Origin of the sequence: Shewanella benthica KT99 (assembly GCF_000172075.1) — a bacterium.
GTDB lineage: Bacteria > Pseudomonadota > Gammaproteobacteria > Enterobacterales > Shewanellaceae > Shewanella > Shewanella benthica_A.
The window spans coordinates 135253-152522 of sequence record NZ_ABIC01000005.1 but is presented as its reverse complement, the minus strand read 5'-3'; the positions used below and the strand labels follow the sequence as shown (position 1 = coordinate 152522).

Annotated in this window: 16 protein-coding genes and 2 pseudogenes; 9 read left to right on the top strand and 9 right to left on the bottom strand. The window is 42.8% G+C overall.

Going from position 1 to position 17270, the window contains the following annotated elements; all coding sequences use genetic code 11:
- Positions 1-7: 7 nt before the first annotated feature.
- A complete protein-coding gene (rpmA, locus tag KT99_RS03605) occupies positions 8-262 on the bottom strand; it encodes a 50S ribosomal protein L27 (RefSeq protein WP_005497146.1) in 255 nt (84 codons plus the stop codon).
- A 15-nt stretch (positions 263-277) separates the two neighbouring features.
- Positions 278-589: a 50S ribosomal protein L21 gene (gene rplU, locus KT99_RS03600; RefSeq protein WP_005497144.1), complete on the bottom strand. Its 312-nt coding sequence runs from the start codon at positions 587-589 to the stop codon at positions 278-280.
- 275 nt (positions 590-864) lie between these two features.
- Between rplU and ispB the strand changes: the two genes are divergently transcribed.
- A complete protein-coding gene (ispB, locus tag KT99_RS03595; RefSeq protein WP_005497141.1) occupies positions 865-1836 on the top strand; it encodes an octaprenyl diphosphate synthase in 972 nt (323 codons plus the stop codon).
- Between the two features lie 182 nt (positions 1837-2018).
- Here the strand turns inward: ispB and mdh are convergent, their stop codons facing one another.
- Complete coding sequence (mdh, locus tag KT99_RS03590) at positions 2019-2954, bottom strand: malate dehydrogenase (protein WP_005497139.1); 936 nt, start codon at positions 2952-2954, stop codon at positions 2019-2021.
- Positions 2955-3313: 359 nt separating this feature from the next.
- Here mdh and argR point away from each other — a divergent pair, with 359 nt between their 5' ends.
- The 3 genes from argR (at position 3314) to cspE (ending at position 5026) form a co-directional block, all read left to right on the top strand.
- On the top strand, positions 3314-3784 hold the full coding sequence (argR, locus tag KT99_RS03585; RefSeq protein WP_005497137.1) for a transcriptional regulator ArgR: 471 nt from the start codon (positions 3314-3316) through the stop codon (positions 3782-3784).
- Positions 3785-3989: 205 nt separating this feature from the next.
- Entirely contained in the window at positions 3990-4235 is a 246-nt protein-coding gene (locus tag KT99_RS03580) for a cupin domain-containing protein (RefSeq protein WP_005497136.1), read from the top strand.
- Positions 4236-4813: 578 nt separating this feature from the next.
- Positions 4814-5026, top strand: coding sequence for a transcription antiterminator/RNA stability regulator CspE (gene cspE / locus KT99_RS03575; RefSeq protein WP_005497134.1), 213 nt, complete (start codon positions 4814-4816; stop codon positions 5024-5026).
- Positions 5027-5902: 876 nt separating this feature from the next.
- Here the strand turns inward: cspE and KT99_RS20040 are convergent.
- Both KT99_RS20040 and KT99_RS03560 read right to left on the bottom strand, forming a co-directional pair.
- Positions 5903-6193, bottom strand: a complete 291-nt coding sequence (locus tag KT99_RS20040) for a hypothetical protein (protein ID WP_005497128.1) — start codon at positions 6191-6193, stop codon at positions 5903-5905.
- A 67-nt stretch (positions 6194-6260) separates the two neighbouring features.
- The gene (locus tag KT99_RS03560) at positions 6261-6491 is read right to left on the bottom strand and encodes a hypothetical protein (RefSeq protein ID WP_040571575.1); all 231 of its coding nucleotides are present in this window, start codon (positions 6489-6491) and stop codon (positions 6261-6263) included.
- Between the two features lie 355 nt (positions 6492-6846).
- Here KT99_RS03560 and KT99_RS03555 point away from each other — a divergent pair, with 355 nt between their 5' ends.
- Both KT99_RS03555 and KT99_RS03550 read left to right on the top strand, forming a co-directional pair.
- Positions 6847-7206, top strand: a complete 360-nt coding sequence (locus tag KT99_RS03555) for a TM2 domain-containing protein (RefSeq protein ID WP_005497125.1) — start codon at positions 6847-6849, stop codon at positions 7204-7206.
- 319 nt (positions 7207-7525) lie between these two features.
- A complete protein-coding gene (locus KT99_RS03550) occupies positions 7526-7954 on the top strand; it encodes a DUF481 domain-containing protein (protein ID WP_005497123.1) in 429 nt (142 codons plus the stop codon).
- A gap of 203 nt (positions 7955-8157) precedes the next feature.
- On the opposite strand, the gene KT99_RS03545 is transcribed toward KT99_RS03550, so the two are convergent.
- The 3 genes from KT99_RS03545 to KT99_RS03535 form a co-directional block, all read right to left on the bottom strand.
- Positions 8158-9321 (bottom strand): NAD/NADP-dependent octopine/nopaline dehydrogenase family protein, encoded by a 1164-nt coding sequence (locus tag KT99_RS03545; RefSeq protein ID WP_005497121.1) that lies wholly within the window; start codon positions 9319-9321, stop codon positions 8158-8160.
- Between the two features lie 1395 nt (positions 9322-10716).
- Positions 10717-11454, bottom strand: a complete 738-nt coding sequence (locus KT99_RS03540; RefSeq protein WP_040571573.1) for a DUF599 domain-containing protein — start codon at positions 11452-11454, stop codon at positions 10717-10719.
- Positions 11455-11659: 205 nt separating this feature from the next.
- Entirely contained in the window at positions 11660-11866 is a 207-nt protein-coding gene (locus KT99_RS03535) for an AbrB/MazE/SpoVT family DNA-binding domain-containing protein (RefSeq protein WP_005497109.1), read from the bottom strand.
- Between the two features lie 496 nt (positions 11867-12362).
- Between KT99_RS03535 and KT99_RS03530 the strand changes: the two are divergent.
- The 3 genes and pseudogenes from KT99_RS03530 to KT99_RS22205 form a co-directional block, all read left to right on the top strand.
- Positions 12363-14806, top strand: a pseudogene (locus tag KT99_RS03530) (acylase).
- Positions 14807-15081: 275 nt separating this feature from the next.
- Positions 15082-15543 (top strand): hypothetical protein, encoded by a 462-nt coding sequence (locus KT99_RS03525; RefSeq protein ID WP_040571557.1) that lies wholly within the window; start codon positions 15082-15084, stop codon positions 15541-15543.
- A 502-nt stretch (positions 15544-16045) separates the two neighbouring features.
- A pseudogene (locus KT99_RS22205) lies at positions 16046-16186 on the top strand (delta-class carbonic anhydrase); the annotation flags it as partial.
- An 11-nt stretch (positions 16187-16197) separates the two neighbouring features.
- Here the strand turns inward: KT99_RS22205 and KT99_RS03520 are convergent.
- The gene (locus tag KT99_RS03520; RefSeq protein ID WP_005497105.1) at positions 16198-17205 is read right to left on the bottom strand and encodes a LacI family DNA-binding transcriptional regulator; all 1008 of its coding nucleotides are present in this window, start codon (positions 17203-17205) and stop codon (positions 16198-16200) included.
- Positions 17206-17270 lie beyond the last annotated feature (65 nt).

Genomic DNA, 17270 nt, shown 5'->3' with positions numbered 1-17270 from the left:
CTAAAGATTAGCCTTCGATGCTAATGAACTTACGGCTCTTAGGACCTTTAATTTCGAACTTAACTTTACCGTCAGTCAAAGCGAATAGAGTATGGTCACGACCCATACCTACGTTAACACCAGCGTGGAATTTAGTACCACGTTGACGAACGATGATGTTGCCAGCAAGAACTGACTCACCACCGAAACGCTTTACACCAAGACGTTTGCTTTCTGAATCGCGGCCGTTACGAGTAGAACCGCCAGCTTTTTTATGTGCCATGAGTTAGACTCCTAATTAAGCGTTGATAGCTGTAATTTTAACTTCGGTAAACCACTGACGGTGGCCCATTTTTTTGTCGTGATGCTTACGACGACGGAACTTCACGATAGTAACTTTATCGTGACGGCCGTGGCTGATAACTTCAGCAACAACCTTTCCACCTTCGACTAAAGGTGCACCAATGTGTACAGTCTCACCGTCGGCAACCAAGAGAACTTGGTCAAACTCAACAGTATCGCCTGTAGCGACTTCTAATTTTTCTAGACGTAATGTATGGCCTTCAGCAACACGATGCTGCTTACCACCACTTTGAAAAACAGCGTACATAGCTATTTTACTCCGGTATTCTAACACGCCGGCTCATTTAGTTGAGGCTGGGGTGTTATAAAAGCTTTAATGACAATGGTGGCGGATTTTACGCTAAGAAGCGTAAGCTGACAAGCCCTAATCACTAAAGAATAAAAAAAGATCGGAATTACCCGTACAATTCACCTCAAGTGCTGTTTTACGGCGCTTTTTTAGGTAGAATCCCATGATTATAACATTAAGCATTAATTTTGGGCCGACAAATACTTTTCAGCCCCACAAACCAGAGCCTCTTTATGGATTTGAACGCCATCCGTCAGTTAGCTGATAGCGACATGCAAGACGTCAATAAGCTTATATATGCACAACTTGAATCTGATGTTGCCCTGATCAATCAGTTAGGCTTCTACATTATTAATGGCGGCGGTAAACGTATGCGCCCATTACTCTCCATATTGGCTGCTCGTGCGATCGACTACCAAGGAGTGGCTCATCTTAAGCTAGCCGCTATCGTTGAGTTTATCCATACGGCATCGCTTCTCCATGATGATGTCGTTGACGAATCCATGCTGCGTAGAGGAAGAGACACGGCCAATGCCCTATTTGGTAACAGTGCCAGCGTGTTAGTCGGCGACTTTCTTTACACTCGTTCATTCCAGATGATGACCGAATTAGGCAGCATGAAGGTATTAAAGATGCTTGCCGACGCAACCAACGTACTGGCCGAAGGTGAAGTACTGCAGTTAATGAACTGTAACGACCCAGATACCAGTGAAGAAAGCTATATGCGGGTCATCTATTGTAAGACGGCCAAACTGTTTGAAGCCGCGACTCGACTCGCCGGCGTACTCGCCGACAGCCCGATAGAAATACAGACTGCACTAGCAGATTACGGTAAATACTTAGGCACCGCATTCCAGTTAACCGATGATCTACTCGACTACACGGCCAATACCGAAGAGTTAGGTAAGAATATAGGCGATGACTTAGCGGAGGGGAAACCTACGCTGCCGCTAATCTATGCGATAGCTCATGGTACCGAGAAAGAACAAGCATTAATACGTAAGGCCGTCGAGCTCGGTGATGGTACACAAAACATCGAAGAGATCCTCGTAGCACTGAACAACTGTGGCGCATTGAAATATACCCATGACAGAGCCTTAGAAGAGTCTGATAAGGCCGTAGCAGCGTTAGCTTGCATTCCTGATAGCGAATACAAGCAAGCCCTTATATCTCTGGCTAAAATTGCGGTAGAGAGAAACCACTAGAATCGATTACCGAGAGTTAACCTTGCATATAGGTAAAGATGTAGTTTGGTATAATATTCTTTTTGTTCTAAAACACTGTTTTAGAACATCTGCACCTCAATCATCTTAGCTAAGATGAGATGAGATGAGAGATCAAAAAAGGCGCCCTAGGGCGCCTTTTTTATTAGGCTTAACGCCAAAGTTTACTTAACAAATTCGACGCCTAAGGTGATATCTGCTTTTAATGTATCTAGCATAGCATCACGGGCATTAGCTTCGAACTCACTCACGTCACCGTAAGCCAGTACTTTTTCGACGCCATTCTTACCCAGTAGAACTGGCTGAGCGAAGAATTCTGCATGCTCACTGCCACCATCGACATAGGCACACTCAACAACATTATCGTCACCTTGAAGACCGCGAACCAAAGATAAACCGAAACGACATGCAGCCTGGCCCATAGAGAGTGTCGCGCTGCCGCCACCGGCTTTAGCTTCAACCACTTCGGTACCCGCATTCTGGATACGAGTCGTCATTGCGGCAACTTCTTCATCGGTAAAGCTTACGCCTTCTACCTGAGACAGTAGTGGCAGAATCGTCACACCACTGTGGCCACCGATAACGCTTACTTTAACATCGGCAACGTTTAGTCCTTTCGCTTCGGCGATAAAGGTCTCAGAACGAATAACGTCTAGTGTTGTTATACCGAATAGACGGTTCTTGTCATAAACACCGGCAGCTTTTAACACTTCAGCGGCGATAGCGACTGTGGTGTTGACTGGGTTAGTAATAATACCAATCAAAGCTTTTGGACAAGTTGCGGCACATTTCTCCATCAGGTTTCTCACGATACCGGCGTTGATGTTAAACAGATCTGAACGATCCATGCCCGGCTTACGTGCAACACCAGCAGAAATAAGCACCACATCGGCACCTTCCAGCGCAGCAGATGGATCTTGACCAGCAAAGCCTTTAACTTCGACTGCTGTCGGGATATGGCTTAAATCGACCGCGACACCAGGTGTTACAGGAGCAATATCATAAAGGGATAGTTTTGAACCGGCTGGCAATTGCGTTTTGAGTAATAGGGCAAGAGCCTGGCCAATACCACCAGCGGCACCAAGTACAGCAACTTTCATAGTTATCTCCGTCAATTCTTGGGTATTTGTGATATAGATCTATCTTTCCAGATGGCGCAACATTACTGGAATAATGAATAAATTTCAATTATCCCTTAGTCTTGATTAGATTTTATTTTTAATTGCCATCGAGAAATCTTCTAAGCTGGTGAGCCATACAGGCATTAACCTGCACTATCCGAGCTAAACAGATCGACTTCAGCTCTCAACTTAGTCCAAGTCTGGCTACATTTAGACGAGATAACAAATCTCACCCCTTGATAACTTGCATTTTTATTCAATTTACTCGGGTATTTGTTGACAAAAAGCCTGAAATATTCAAAATAGAGAAGATTTTTGAATAAAAGAACACAAAAACTATGCAAGCAAATAAAAATCAAGACGAACTTGTTAAGACCTTTAAGTTAATTTTGAAAGAGGAGCGTTTTGGCTCCCAGAGTGAAATTGTTATCGCCCTTCAAGCCGAAGGCTACAGCAACATCAATCAGTCGAAAGTCTCCAGAATGCTAAGCAAGTTTGGCGCGGTGCGAACCCGCAATGCCAAGCAGGAGATGGTTTACTGCTTACCCGCTGAACTGGGTGTTCCCACGGCGGGAAGCCCGCTAAAGAACCTGGTACTGGATGTTGACCATAACCAAGCCATGATAGTCGTCAGGACGAGTCCGGGAGCGGCCCAGCTAATTGCACGTTTATTGGACTCTATAGGTAAGCCAGAGGGAATTCTTGGCACCATTGCCGGTGATGATACTATCTTCATTACACCGGCTAATATAGACGAGATAAGCAGGACTTTACATACGGTTAAGTCCCTGTTTAACTACACGGATTAATCAAGTCCCGAAGAGGGATGTGAGATTCTAGGCCTCGGATGAACATCAATCCCATCATCGAAAAAGGGACGCTTATGGCGTCTCTTTTCATTTCATTATCAAAAAAACACCGGTTCCATCTACAACCAGCTCGTCCCCCACACGCTTAGATCGTCAGTTCCTTCCATACTCAAACGATAATTAACCGCAGAAGATATTCAATATTTTGCTCATCGATGGCGAGCCTCATCCCTTTAAAAAAGGTGACTATATCTGCTTCAATGCCGATACAGGCATAGCTCACACCCTAAGAAATGACTCAGACAAAGAGTTCGTATTCCTGGTCATAGGCAACCGAGATAAGCACGACGTAGTGGTCTATCCGGAAAACAACAAGGTCTTGGTCCGGGCAGTCGATGAGAGCTATGCCAAGCGTCTAACCAATTACTGGGATGCGGATACTAAAGACTGATCAAGTTAATCTCAACCTATAAATAAGCACACCCGATGGGCTAAACCGAAACTCTTAGTGTGTTTCGGTTTAAACCTCTCCAGACGAGTCGGTCATAACAAGTTCGCTCATTACCATCCCAACATGAGAAACCCCAAACAATATAAAAAGTAGACCGCTATCGAACATGAGTGGCACAGTCTCGATATTGTATAAAAAACAAATATAATGGTAAGAGATTGATTGTAATCAAAATTATAATGAGGCGCTCTTTTATCATTCTTTGTGATGAGAATATATTACAAAACTCACCCCATCATTTAGATGCCATCTTGGCCAGCACTGTTAATTACTTTTTCGGTACTCAAAATGAAAAAATGAAAAATAACGCTGTACAATTTTTGATTATAAGGTATTATTTGCCTCGCTCAGCTGTTTAGAGTTATTAGTGATAAAATAAGTAAAAAGTAAACCTTAGATTTCTTCGTTATTGTTGTTATCCTCAGTTTCCCTTATCTTCATCGTCACATTCAATAATTCAATTTCAGCACATCGCATACTGCGATATATTTTATGAATTTAACTATAAGGGACACATCATGTCTAATTCAACAACTGGTCTAGTAAAATGGTTTAACGAAGAGAAAGGTTTTGGTTTCATTACTCAAGACAATGGCGGCGCTGACGTATTCGTTCACTTCCGTTCAATCACTTCTGACGGCTTCAAGACTTTAGCTGAAGGCCAGAAAGTATCTTTCGAAGTAGAGCAAGGTCAAAAAGGCCTTCAAGCAGCTAACGTAGTTGCGCTTTAACTTTGTAAGTCGACGTAAATGGTTTAGGACCATTTACGTCATATTTAAAGCAATTTTCAATTCTATTTTAATCAACATTTATACCGTATCTGCAAAAATATTAACATTTCAATCATCTGCTTGCTTGTATATATCGTTACGTTACTCACTTTCTTCGTTATATCATTATAAATAAACATTAAATATTTACAGCTTAAGGCAAATGTTAAGTTTAACTTCTAGTGCATTGATCCGGATTATAAAAAAGCAAGACAAAAAATATCATGCGCAGCAGATCAGACACGATTTTGGTATCAATATTGGTTCAACACCAAGTAAGCCAACCAGCAGCTCCCTCCCCCAATAAACAACAAGGTAATCAATGACAGTAAACTTCAATATTTTTAAGAATGAGATTTCTTGGAACGCATTAATCCATCAGTTAAATGGTGATGTACTATTACGTCATATTTTAATGAAAGGTAATATAGATAATAGGAATATTGAATTATCCTATTGTGATGAAACCTGCCAAGGTAAGATCATTAATAGTGAAAATCAGCTTATCGGTAATTTTTCTATATTCTGCTAGTACCATAAGCTGTTTATATCGCAGTTAACGATGAAACACAGTTTCTTATGGCGGCAAAACCAGAATGAAGGGAGTCATGACTATATTTTGCAACGAACGAAACTCCCCTGCCAGCTAAACACTATGTTGCTCATTGCAGAACTCCGCCAGCGATAAAATAACGACTCTTTGGTAGCAAAGTCACTTATCAGTTAAAGCATATCGCTTGGAAAGCTTAATATAGAGAAACAGCGACAGGAAAATCACACCACCGCCCAGTGCCTTTTGTAATTTCAGCGTCTCATCCAACATAGTGACACTCAACATCATGGTCCATGATTGGCTCTAGAATCATGATTAAAGCGGCGGTTTCCATCTTTACTGAGTACAGCCCCCACAATACCGACCACAAATAGCTGCAAACATATTGAAACTAACGGAGTAAGTTGGCTGCTGATTTTCTTATTCAGCACGAAGTGAATAGAAAGAAGTACTGCAGCAAGCAGAAAAGACAGCTGACTTGCATCAACTTGCCAGTCCTTACCCCACGTCAGCAACATCATACTGACGGGCAAAGCTAACCAAAATGCTTTGTTCGGTTTTAGCTGAAAAAGCATCCATGATGATCACTGGGGCAATGATCATAGCTAAGCTCAGGCTCACAATAAAGCTAGGTTTTATTTATTACTGATGCTTCTCAGTTTCCCGTGTAACCAGAATAAAGGTCAGGTACATTTTGGTTGGTAAAGACAATGCCATGCCAAAGGCCACACACATAGCACTAATCATGATACCTGTTACGCCCATAGCTTCAATCGTCTCGTTGAAATTATGCAGGTATATACCAAGTAAAATCAAACAAATACCGACAGTGATACTGATTTTCAAGATTAGAATTAACTTATCATCTGTCACTATTACTCCTCCATTATCAGCATCATGTTCGACTAGTATGATGAACAAATCATACCCTGTTACACCATGATTAAGATCAAAGACTCAACTTGCCCTCAATCACAGCAAGCTATTTAGTCTGATACCAATGCTGTCTTAAACTTTGATAGAACTTTAGATCAAGCTTGTCTTCTGATCAACAAAAAGTCGCTATCGACATTCAGCAGCACGATAATATTCGCTTGCGCCTTTGGTCACACCGCCTGCCATAGCTTTATTTTATTTTTGTGAACTGTGCACCTATGTTTCAGCGCACACTTGTACGCATAATGAGTCATTAGTAATTTTAACTCACGAGTGACAACTGGAGTTTGCAATGAAAAATAGTGCTCACCCATGCTCTCAATGTACAGAGTGCAGCCCAAAGATCGACCTTAATTTGGTCACCTGCCCCCAATGTCATGCCGCTCAAGGATTAGAAGCCCTCGCTGGAGTCAATCCATGCGTTCATATTAAAAATCAAAAACTCGCAATATGGTTTAGCTTTATATTCGGCGGTTTTGGCCTACATAAGTTCTATTTAGGTCAATACCTGAAGGGCAGTTTGTACTTAATGTTTAGCTGGACGTTAGTGCCGATGATTGTGAGCTGGGTCGATGCTTTTCGCACCATGAAAATGAGTCCCTTTAATTTTGAGCAGCGTTATAGTCGTAAAGTGACTCGCCACTACATTTAGCCAATGATATAGGGATCAAAGCCATTCGCTGGCTACTGTTTTTTTATTGGTACTTATTTTAAGCTAACAGCTACTTAAGCAAGATCCCCCCCCCACTCCAAGCATTTCATCTGTTTCATGTGCTGCTAATTTAGCGTCAATTGATACAAACACAACCTCCTACGTTAGTATTACAAACAATTGAAAAAATCACCTATTTTGTACTAGCCTTGCTTCTTGGCTGTGAAGATTAAAATAGTCTCTCACAATTTGAGCCAGTTTATGTTTCAGAGCATGTCACAACAAACACTGAGCAACCAGTCGAAACACTCGAATCCAAGTGCGTATTCCGGCAATTAAACATGGGAAAACGGATACTAAAAGCGGCCACTTTAACCATTACCAATATCAATATCAAGTTGGCATTATTAGCGAATTTAATGGTTGGATGGATACCGCCGTATTTACTGAATTAGGGGCAAATTACCTGAATGTAAAAGATAACTTGAGTAGTGACAGTATTAGCGCAAATGCCAGTGCGACAATGCTCAAACTCTGGAGTGACAGGTGGTACAACACATTGGTTGTGCAGGGCAGCGCGGCTATTGATGGCAGTGAACGTTATGAAACTTATGCCAGGCTATCACTTGGGTACCGAGTGACCGAGCGCTGGTCCTGGCAGATCAAATACCGTTATGAGTCTAATCAATATGAGACTTATAATGAAGAGGAGACTAAGTGGGGCTTCGCCATACCGTCTCAATTTTGAATGAAATCAATAAAGAGCAATACAATATAAGCCATAAATAACGCTGCACTTGCATGTTGAACGCGACAAGACAACTGGGACAATTCGATCACTTAGACTAAAAATAGGGGGAGTGAGTGATCGCAACCGCCGGAATATGCAGCGCCCTCAGACTCAGCCCCCCAGATTATACAACCTAATGCTCAATGCTTACACTGGGACGGCTAAATTTTCGCTCGCAACTCTTTTCTTTCTACAAAATGCAATAACTCTTCCCTTGTTAGTTCAGCTAACCCTAAAGAAGCTAATGTTCTGCCTTCTGCATAAAAATCTCTCGCTAAAATACCGCCACTCATCTCGATCAAACGATCACACTCAGGCGTATTAATACCTAATGTTTCACCTAGTGATGATAATAAAACCAACCCCATAGGCACATCCTCAGTGACGTATCTATTGTCGAAACTGTCAGGTCCTGGAGGTGATGAGATTTTATAGCTTTCAAAAACTTCTCTAGGGTCTTGATTCATATCTTGTTCATTTCTGAATAAACATGCTTCTAGATAAGGAATGGGTTCACATCCTAGCGCACTTAACACCGCCATTTTTTCCGCGTCCAATTTTTCTATCATTAGCCATGCCATTTTAGTCGAAAGAGCATCCCTATACATATATGGAACTTCATCAGGATGATGCTTGGCACAATACTCAAGCATTGGATACATTACATACTGCCCCACTGTGTGAACTATGATATTGGGGTTATGTAGTGCCGATTCGAATATATGTTTTCGAACGCTGCTCATTTCAATGTTGTAGGCAGGGAATAAACGGGATGCGATGGCCATTCCTTCTGCTGTTCTTGTGGCGGGGAAAAATGACAGGGAATTTCTGACATTTTTAAATAAAACTTTCACAGTGCCAGATTCAACCACTCTAGCATCATTTGGGGTAGATTCCCCTTCTGCAAATATCGGATTATTATCACAAAATTGATTATAGAAGATACTGCCTGCATAGCCAGGTATCAAGATGACCAACTGATCGTCCTGGAAATATTTTGCAATCCTTTCAGCCAAAGCCCGGTGGTATGTGGTTTGAATGAAAATCATAACTACATCCGCCCCCTCAATCGCTTCTTTAGGGTCTCGGGTAATCAATTCCAATGGTTGAAAGGTTTTTTCGGCATCATCGGCACTATCAGTAAAATGCCCTTTTTTGGTGTTATCGATGCAGTATATTCCCTTATTTCTGACCATAGCTTCAAAGTGGTCATCATGGGTAATACGATTCGAAGTCTTCAATAGTCTTACTTTATGTCCTGCTTCAGCAGCCATAAACGCACAAGCAGAACCAGCATTGCCTGCTCCAATTATGGTGATTATCATTTTTTCTCCATTAAAATATTAAAATATTAAAATTAGTTAGAAAGTTATAAATATCACCTCTTTATCAGTGTAAAACTGCGGAAATTGAATAACCTAGACACCCATAGTTATTCTTATGCTTTCTTACTCCGAGAAAGCAATAATTTCAAGCAGACTAGCTCCTGTGATTATAGTTATGGTGTCGTTATCACATTGCGATTTTTCAATCTTTGTATGCTTTGTAAGTGAGCGCAGCGTAAAGTATTCGGTGATCCGCAGCACCGTACCCGACTCACTGCTAAAGCTGTAGAAAGCTCAAAATCAACTTAACTGTTAATTTATGTTAGGGATCATACGCTTTTATAGGCTTTTGTCATTGATAGATATCAAAATGTTACATTTCCGTGAAACATTTTCCCGATGCAAGTGTCCGCCAAAGCTCTGTTTTCTATGCGGTGTTAACCACCAGATAATTTTGGTTTTATTCTTGTTGCGCCTATTTTTACATAGGCATAACATAGCCATCTGTATACAAGCTGTCTAGCTGTTTATAGTTAAATTTATATTGCCCTTTATTTTAAATAGCTTAGGCTAAAGGTCTTTTTTTGAAAAAATATTTTATTTAGCATCCGGATTTTATATTATTATCAACTACAATTATAGAGAAATACCTACTAGTGACCGAACTACTTGACCAGTGGGACCCCATGAAAAACGGCGGCGATAGCCGTTACTCGAATAACAATTATACTGCACAAAGCATAATTAACGAGGAAGAGTGAAAGCGAGCAGCAGGTGTTTTGGATGACTCATCTGAAGCGTCATTAATCTCTATATAGTTTTTACCTTCCACATCATAGATAGATTTTTTATCCGTGAGGATATTTTCCCCAGGGCAACAAGCCAGTATTCTTATACATAACCATTTCCCCTCTGCCACTACAATACTTCTTTAATTAAACCATAAAACGACATCATTATTAATGCTATGGCATGGGGATTCTTCTGTTAAGTATCTTGAAAACTGTTAACATCAATACTGAATACTAAGCAATATGGATTTAGTAAAATTTATTAAAATATAAATGGCTCAACTAGATTGTTTCCTTTAGGTATTCTAGACTATAACTGTGGTTCAACAGCTAGATAGACAAACAATATTTAACCACTAGCCTAGGCCACCTTATACGTATTCAGGCTAGTACTGGCTTGAAACTTCGTTGCCTTTCTTAAAAGTAATTGCAGAATATTTTTGGCCATTTTCAAACCAATGCGTTCTACTCCATCTTCTTGGCCTTTAGTAAATTGAGACTCAACGGATTTTTGATCATTTTCACACCCAATAGGTTATTGATCAAAGCACTCGCACGCCATTCATCTATCTGGTGTTCGACATTCAAGCGACTAACTAGGTCATCATCGCGGCTGACTATCCCTCTCTTTTCGCTCCTGCTCCTCTTTTTGCAACATGATCATCCCACAGGTGATAGCCACAACGGCTTTAGATTTAAACTCTCGGGCGTAGAGGGTGTAGACAACCAGTAGACTAGAGGCAATAAAGAGTAGCGGATGGAAAAACCAGCTTAGTACCGCCATGGAAAAATAGTAAGCACGCATGCCATAGTTGTAGGAGTGGGCAGCTTGATCTTGGACAATCGCCATCTGAGTTGCGTAGTTTTTCATATGATCACTAGTCTCACGTCCTCGCAGTGGGGTGGCACCAATCATCACATTCACGAAACCATATTGGCGCATCGACCAGGTGAACTGGAAAAAGGCCATCACGAAGATAAAGGTAAGTAGGCTCAATTTTATCTGGATCAAAGCATAGCTAGGTGTAGCAGTGAAAGGGATAGAAACGATCACCGACTCCAATCGTTCTACCTGTGCAAAGAGTGTCAACACACCGGCAAGTATTAACATAGTAGTGGAGGCAAAAAAGGTGGTATTTCGCTCGATGTTTGCCATAAGTGCAGCTTCACCCACCCGCATTTCATAGCGCATCAGTTCATTCATCCAGTGAATTCGGTGCTGATGCAGGCAGCGAGCGAGACAGTTGGTATTTTTCGCTTTCCACTTGGCAAAGTAGGTGTAGCCGATCCAGCTCACCACAAAACAGATAAATGCGATAAGATCTAATACTGAACCTGTCAACATAGCGACTTCCTCGAGGCTTTTGGCAATATCACCAGCTCCTCGATTATGGCAAGCTTTTCATAGCCTTACTGTGACACAGAACAGGTCCAGTCGTTAATTATCAAGGATATATAGAGCTTTATTTAGGTTATCAAGGCTCAAGCTATCGCACTCACTGATGAACTAGCTCTGTGCTAACGGGTATCACCAATGAGGGGAAACGTCACGCATCCTCTTCATGCATATAGTCTTCAATCCGTGTCATTTGTTCGGCTAATTCATCATCCTTAGTGACGAGGCGATAACTGCCATGTGCCATCTTCTCGAGACAGATACTGTCTCCGGCACCAAGATGGAGCCGTTCTACTACATCTTGTGGTAACTGCAAGCCTAAGCCTTTACCCACATTTTGGATCTTGAGTACTGTCATTGTCACTACCTACTCTTTTTATCTGTCATTCGACACATACAAGCGTCATATTAGAACAAACCTATTAATGCAAATTATAGTTGTTCTGCATAGAAATGAGACAAGGTAGAGATCTGTTGACCTTTTCTTATCCGGCCAACATCGTTAGCCAAATTTGGGAGCGATTAGTCATTAGCAGGCCAGCGACCATAAAACAAAATAAAAATGGCTGCTCCACAAAAGTAAGCTCCCCCCCCCCCCCCACTCATAAATATTTTTGAATAGAGCCGCTCACGCATTTAAACAAACTTAACATACCCGGTAAAAATGTAGACAAACGTTTAAATGATTGCTTAAATGGTTGCGGTGTTTTTGTTGTATTTTGAACATGTTGGTTTGGGCGCAGACGGTTTAGCGCTTCTAAGATAAGCTAATGGCTCAAAATTGAGGCACATGGATGGTAAGACTCACTCATAAACAAGCGGCTTTATGAGACAACAATTAATTAGGATCTACAATGGAATTAAACAAGATCATGCTAACTGTTGGCCTTGCTTCAACAGTTTTTCTTGCGGGCTGTGGTAACGATAGCGACTATTCAAAAACCCCAACAGTCAAGCCAACTCCCGAAGTCACTCCTCCTTTACAAGTCTTCGCGCCTGACGGTCTGCTTAAGGCACAAATCCGTCGTACCACCTTTGGTGTGCCTCACATTCGAGCGGATAACTTAGAAAGTCTGGGGTTTGGTAGCGGTTATGCCCAAGCACAAGATAATTTATGTGTATTAGCCGATGGATTTATCAAGGCTAACTCAGAACGCTCTATGTACTTCGGCCCACACGCCTCAATCGATTTTACAACTGGCTTACCCACGACTGAAGATAACGGTAACTTGGTCTCAGACTTTGCTTATAAGGCGATGAAGATCAGAGCTATGGCCGAGGCCCAGTATCCACAATTCAGTTATAATTCACGGGCATTGATGGATGGATTTAGCGCAGGCTATAACCGGTTTTTAGCCGACATAGAAGCCGGAGAACAAACAGGCGACCCCTTTTGTTCGGGCCAACCTTGGGTTAAACCCATCGACGGTGTCGATGTTGCAAACTACCTATTGTCAATCGCACTGCTACCTGGCGCTGCCAACTTCCTCGATTTGATTTTTTACGCCAACCCAGGTGATTTAGGCTCTAACGGCTGGGGATTAGGTAAAGATAAAACCGAGAACGGCAGAGGCATGGTGTTAGGTAATCCCCACTTTCCTCATACTGGCAACCTGCGTTTCTGGCAGTCTCACCTGACTATTCCCGGTCACCTTGATGTGATGGGCGGCTCTCTAGTGGGCATGCCTGGGACCATTAATATCGGCTTCAATAAAGACTTGGCCTGGACCCACGCCTTCTCAACCGCTGAACATTTTGTTATGTATAACCTTGAACTGGTTAGCGGCGATCGCATGCAGTATATGTATGACGAAACGCCCATGCCCATTACTAAGGAAACGGTACAGATTTTAGTTAATGGTGGCCCAGCTGGCATGCTCATAGCCGAGAAAGATATTTACACTACGCCTAAGGGCCCCATGATCGAAGCGCCTGTAGGCCTGGCCCCCTTTCCCTGGGACGATGGTCAGGCCTTCATGCCAACATGGCGAATAAAGATTCCATTGACCATTGGTTTGCAATGAATACGGCAAGTAATAAAGATGAGTTCCAGCAAGCCTTTAAAAACTATGGCGGGATGATTTTCAACAATACTATGTACGCCGATAAAGAGGGTAATACCTTCTATATCGACGACTCAACCGTGCCTGGTTTATCGGGTATCGCCATACACCTGTTAAAAACTCATCCCGGTATTATTGCCGCTAGAGAGCAAGCTGGCTTTACCATCTTACCCGGCAATACATCGGTATTTAGCTTCGATGGACCTATGCCTTACGAGTTCGCTCCCAAGCTTGAGCGCAGTGACTTTGTGCAAAACTCCAATAACTCATTCTGGTCAACCAACTTAGCCGAGCCACTGGAAAATTACTCACCCATGTACGGAGCAGAGCGTGGTCAATTATCACTGCGCACTCGTATGGGGCTTAAGTTAATGGAAGATGCCGCCGGTGATGATGGTAAATTTAATATTGAGGAACTCGAGGCCGCCATGTTATCGAATCGCATCTATTTAAATGAGCTGGTGTTCACCGACTTAATTACTCAGTGTGAAGCCCAAGCCGATACACCTGTATTTGTCACCGACACGATATCGAAAGATGTCAGTGCAGCATGTGATGCCTTGAAAGACTGGAATGGCAAACAAGATAATACCAGTATTGGCGGCGCATTAGTTCGTGAGTTTGCCCATCAATTCGATCAATCGAGTATGTTGACCGTGCCATTTGATGCAACGAAAGCCGCCACTACACCTAACAGCCTAGTGGCAGATGGTAGTGCACTTCAGGCCTTGGCACTAGCTGCACTTAACGTTGAAGCGGCAGGTTTCGATGTCGATGCACCGCTCGGCAGTGTTCAGTTTGTTGAAAAATCATTACCCGATGGCACAGCCTCAGGCACTAAACTGCCTTGGCCAGGAAGCCACAATGCCGAAGGTGGCTTCAACGTATTCTCCACCAGCTTATCTGGTGATGACACGCTGATCCCGCAGCATAAATACTCGCCCGTGATGGATGCGGTGAGTGGCACTCCTTTGGCATCAGGCTTAACGGCTGAAGGCTATCAAATCCGTTATGGTTCCAGTTGGATGATGGCGGTCAGTTTCACCGACCAGGGCCCAGTGGCTAAAGGTATCCTCACTTACTCAGAGTCGAATAATGCCCTCAGCCCATCATTTGTGGACCAAAGCTTATTGTACTCGACTAAAAAGCAGTTCCGCCCATTGTTGTTTACTGAAGATGAGATTGCTGCAGCGGTTGAATCGACCATTGAGCTAAGCATGCAAAAAGTACCGTAAATTAAACCCGAAATATTTAACAGTCCGCTAATTGTGGGCTGTTAATATTTTTATTTCACTTCACGCTTACCATCTTTTGCATTTAAGGGCTATTGCTCGCTGCGTTTCAGCCCGCTGACTGATGCGATCATCAATTAGCTTAATACAAGCATGGCTTGCCACGAATTCAGTGAATTCAATGGGAAACTCCTTTTAAGATCCACTATCATTAAGGATATTGTTATCAAATAAGCTGTTTTATCGAAGTAGGCTCATAGTTGCAATTGGAGGCCAATATGGCAATAAACCAACTTGTATTCACACTCTTATTAGTCACTGCCATCATCAGTGTGGTAATTTATTTGCGCTTTCCTCCTCGTTTTCTCAATAAAATTAGATATCCTTCCCACATTAAGCCTATCAGTCATATCTATGAAGTGCTGCCTGATGGACACCATGATACAAATAGGCAGACAATACATCCGTATCACAATGTCACCATTGAACTCAGCCACTATGCTTGTTGTGCGGTAAAAAATCTTCAAGGCATACATTTTTTATCTAAAGATGCCCCATCTATGCCCCTATCCAATTGCGATGCCTTTGAATGTCGATGTCACTACAAACACTACCAAGACAGAAGAAGAGAAAAACTGGAGCGCCGTGTCGATTTTGGTATGACACACGATCTGTTTGGTGCCTTCGGTGAGAAAAACCAAAGGGGAAATAAGCCTGATAGAAGACACAAAGGAGACTAATCCAAGTGGAGGCAAACTGAATAAGTAAACACTAAAATCATCGCTCTTTATTATGAAGTATCAGTACTTGTATGACACGATAGTTGATTAAAAAAAACAAAACGATAGCAAGGTAGCAAAAAATCACCTTCTTCTCACTTCAGTCCTTAACCCTGCAAGATATCAACAGAACCATGATGAAGCCTATGTCGAAATGCTGAACCGTGGTCGACTAGCAGCTATCTGCTGCGGGCACAGAGTTAACCGACCATAAAGCGGTAGAGTCTGAAATTACGATTCGCTTTACAAAGAAAAGAGAGGATATCAATAAGGTGTTAATCATAGATAGTGATGTGCACCACACGATGGTACGGCAACCTTTATATCAGGAAAGAGATGACATCATAACTCTGTATTTCCACTGACCGGATCTGGTTATTTATGATGCCTTAGTGATCTTCATCGAGACAAGAGATATAGAAACCATTCAAGGTAACAACAAACGCATACTTGCCAAGGCGCTGGTATCAGTGAGGCGAATAGTCATCCTCAGTTACGCGTAGAGACTCAGATATTTGTACTGGTCAATGACGCTAAAGCCATGAGCTTTATGGAGCCAATGAAAAACAGGCTTAACCAAGCCTTAAACATTCCAAGCCTTTAAATAAACCCAGTTCACTCTTCAACAGGTTTTCGCACAGCGACGGAATCCCGGATGACTAACCTAGGTGGCAATAGGGTACGTTGACTTTCCCGTTCGGGAGTCTTTATTCGTGCCAGTAACATGGCAATCGCCTGCTCCGCCAGCTGTTCCAATGGCTGACTGATAGTCGTCAATGGTGGGTTGAAATATTTAGCCCCAGGAATATCGTCATAACCGATAATAGACAGATCTTGTGGAATAATGAGCCCCAGTTTGCCAGCCACCCGTATTGCGCCCATGACCATAAGATCATTGCAGGCAAATATGGCCGTCACCGGACTGGGCTGGTCAAGTAACCTGCTCATGGCCTCTGCACCACCTTCGTAGGTAAACTCACCGGATTGGACCCAGCGCTCATCCACCTCGGCATTCGCTTCGGCCATTGCCCGGTGATATCCGGCGATACGGTGCTGACTATTGGACTTATCCAGCGGCCCAGCCAACATGCCAATGTTCATATGACCCGACTCTAGCAGATGCCTAGTCGCCATATAGCCACCCTGCTCCGAGTCATCCAAGATGCGATCATAGCCCGCTTGCTCAGGACCGGAATCCATCATCACCATGGGCATAGTGCCATAGGAAGATACGGGTAACTGACGGGCATCTGAGCTCACCATCAACATGCCATCCACCCGCCTCTGATTGAGCATGACCATGTAGTCTTTGGCCCGCTCGATGTTACCCTGGGTATTACACAAGATAAGGTTATAACCAAGGCGGTACGCTACCTGATCCACCCACTGAATTAGATCTGCGTAAAATGGATTATTCACATCTGTGATCAACATGCCTAGGACTCGACTGCTGCCGCCTTTGAGACTACGAGCAACTGTGTTGGGCACGTAGTTGAGCTCAACAACAGCCGATTCGACCTTGGCCTTACCCTCGACAGAGACAAACCGAGTCTTGTTGAGCACATGGGAAACTGTGGTCGTAGAGACACCAGCCAGCTTGGCAACGTCACGTATGGTGGTCATAGGAAATACCCCGCAGGCTTGGCCAAAATGCTAGGTATGCGGGTCATAGATAATACTCCTAACAA

What these genes read in the sequence shown, in the direction of transcription:
- rpmA (WP_005497146.1), bottom strand. Translation starts at nt 262, where the DNA reads ATGGCACATAAAAAAGCTGGCGGTTCTACTCGTAACGGCCGCGATTCA.
- rplU (WP_005497144.1), bottom strand. Translation starts at nt 589, where the DNA reads ATGTACGCTGTTTTTCAAAGTGGTGGTAAGCAGCATCGTGTTGCTGAA.
- ispB (WP_005497141.1), top strand. Translation starts at nt 865, where the DNA reads ATGGATTTGAACGCCATCCGTCAGTTAGCTGATAGCGACATGCAAGAC.
- mdh (WP_005497139.1), bottom strand. Translation starts at nt 2,954, where the DNA reads ATGAAAGTTGCTGTACTTGGTGCCGCTGGTGGTATTGGCCAGGCTCTT.
- argR (WP_005497137.1), top strand. Translation starts at nt 3,314, where the DNA reads ATGCAAGCAAATAAAAATCAAGACGAACTTGTTAAGACCTTTAAGTTA.
- cspE (WP_005497134.1), top strand. Translation starts at nt 4,814, where the DNA reads ATGTCTAATTCAACAACTGGTCTAGTAAAATGGTTTAACGAAGAGAAA.
- KT99_RS20040 (WP_005497128.1), bottom strand. Translation starts at nt 6,193, where the DNA reads ATGCTTTTTCAGCTAAAACCGAACAAAGCATTTTGGTTAGCTTTGCCC.
- KT99_RS03555 (WP_005497125.1), top strand. Translation starts at nt 6,847, where the DNA reads ATGAAAAATAGTGCTCACCCATGCTCTCAATGTACAGAGTGCAGCCCA.
- KT99_RS03545 (WP_005497121.1), bottom strand. Translation starts at nt 9,321, where the DNA reads ATGATAATCACCATAATTGGAGCAGGCAATGCTGGTTCTGCTTGTGCG.
- KT99_RS03535 (WP_005497109.1), bottom strand. Translation starts at nt 11,866, where the DNA reads ATGACAGTACTCAAGATCCAAAATGTGGGTAAAGGCTTAGGCTTGCAG.
- KT99_RS03525 (WP_040571557.1), top strand. Translation starts at nt 15,082, where the DNA reads ATGGCAATAAACCAACTTGTATTCACACTCTTATTAGTCACTGCCATC.
- KT99_RS03520 (WP_005497105.1), bottom strand. Translation starts at nt 17,205, where the DNA reads ATGACCACCATACGTGACGTTGCCAAGCTGGCTGGTGTCTCTACGACC.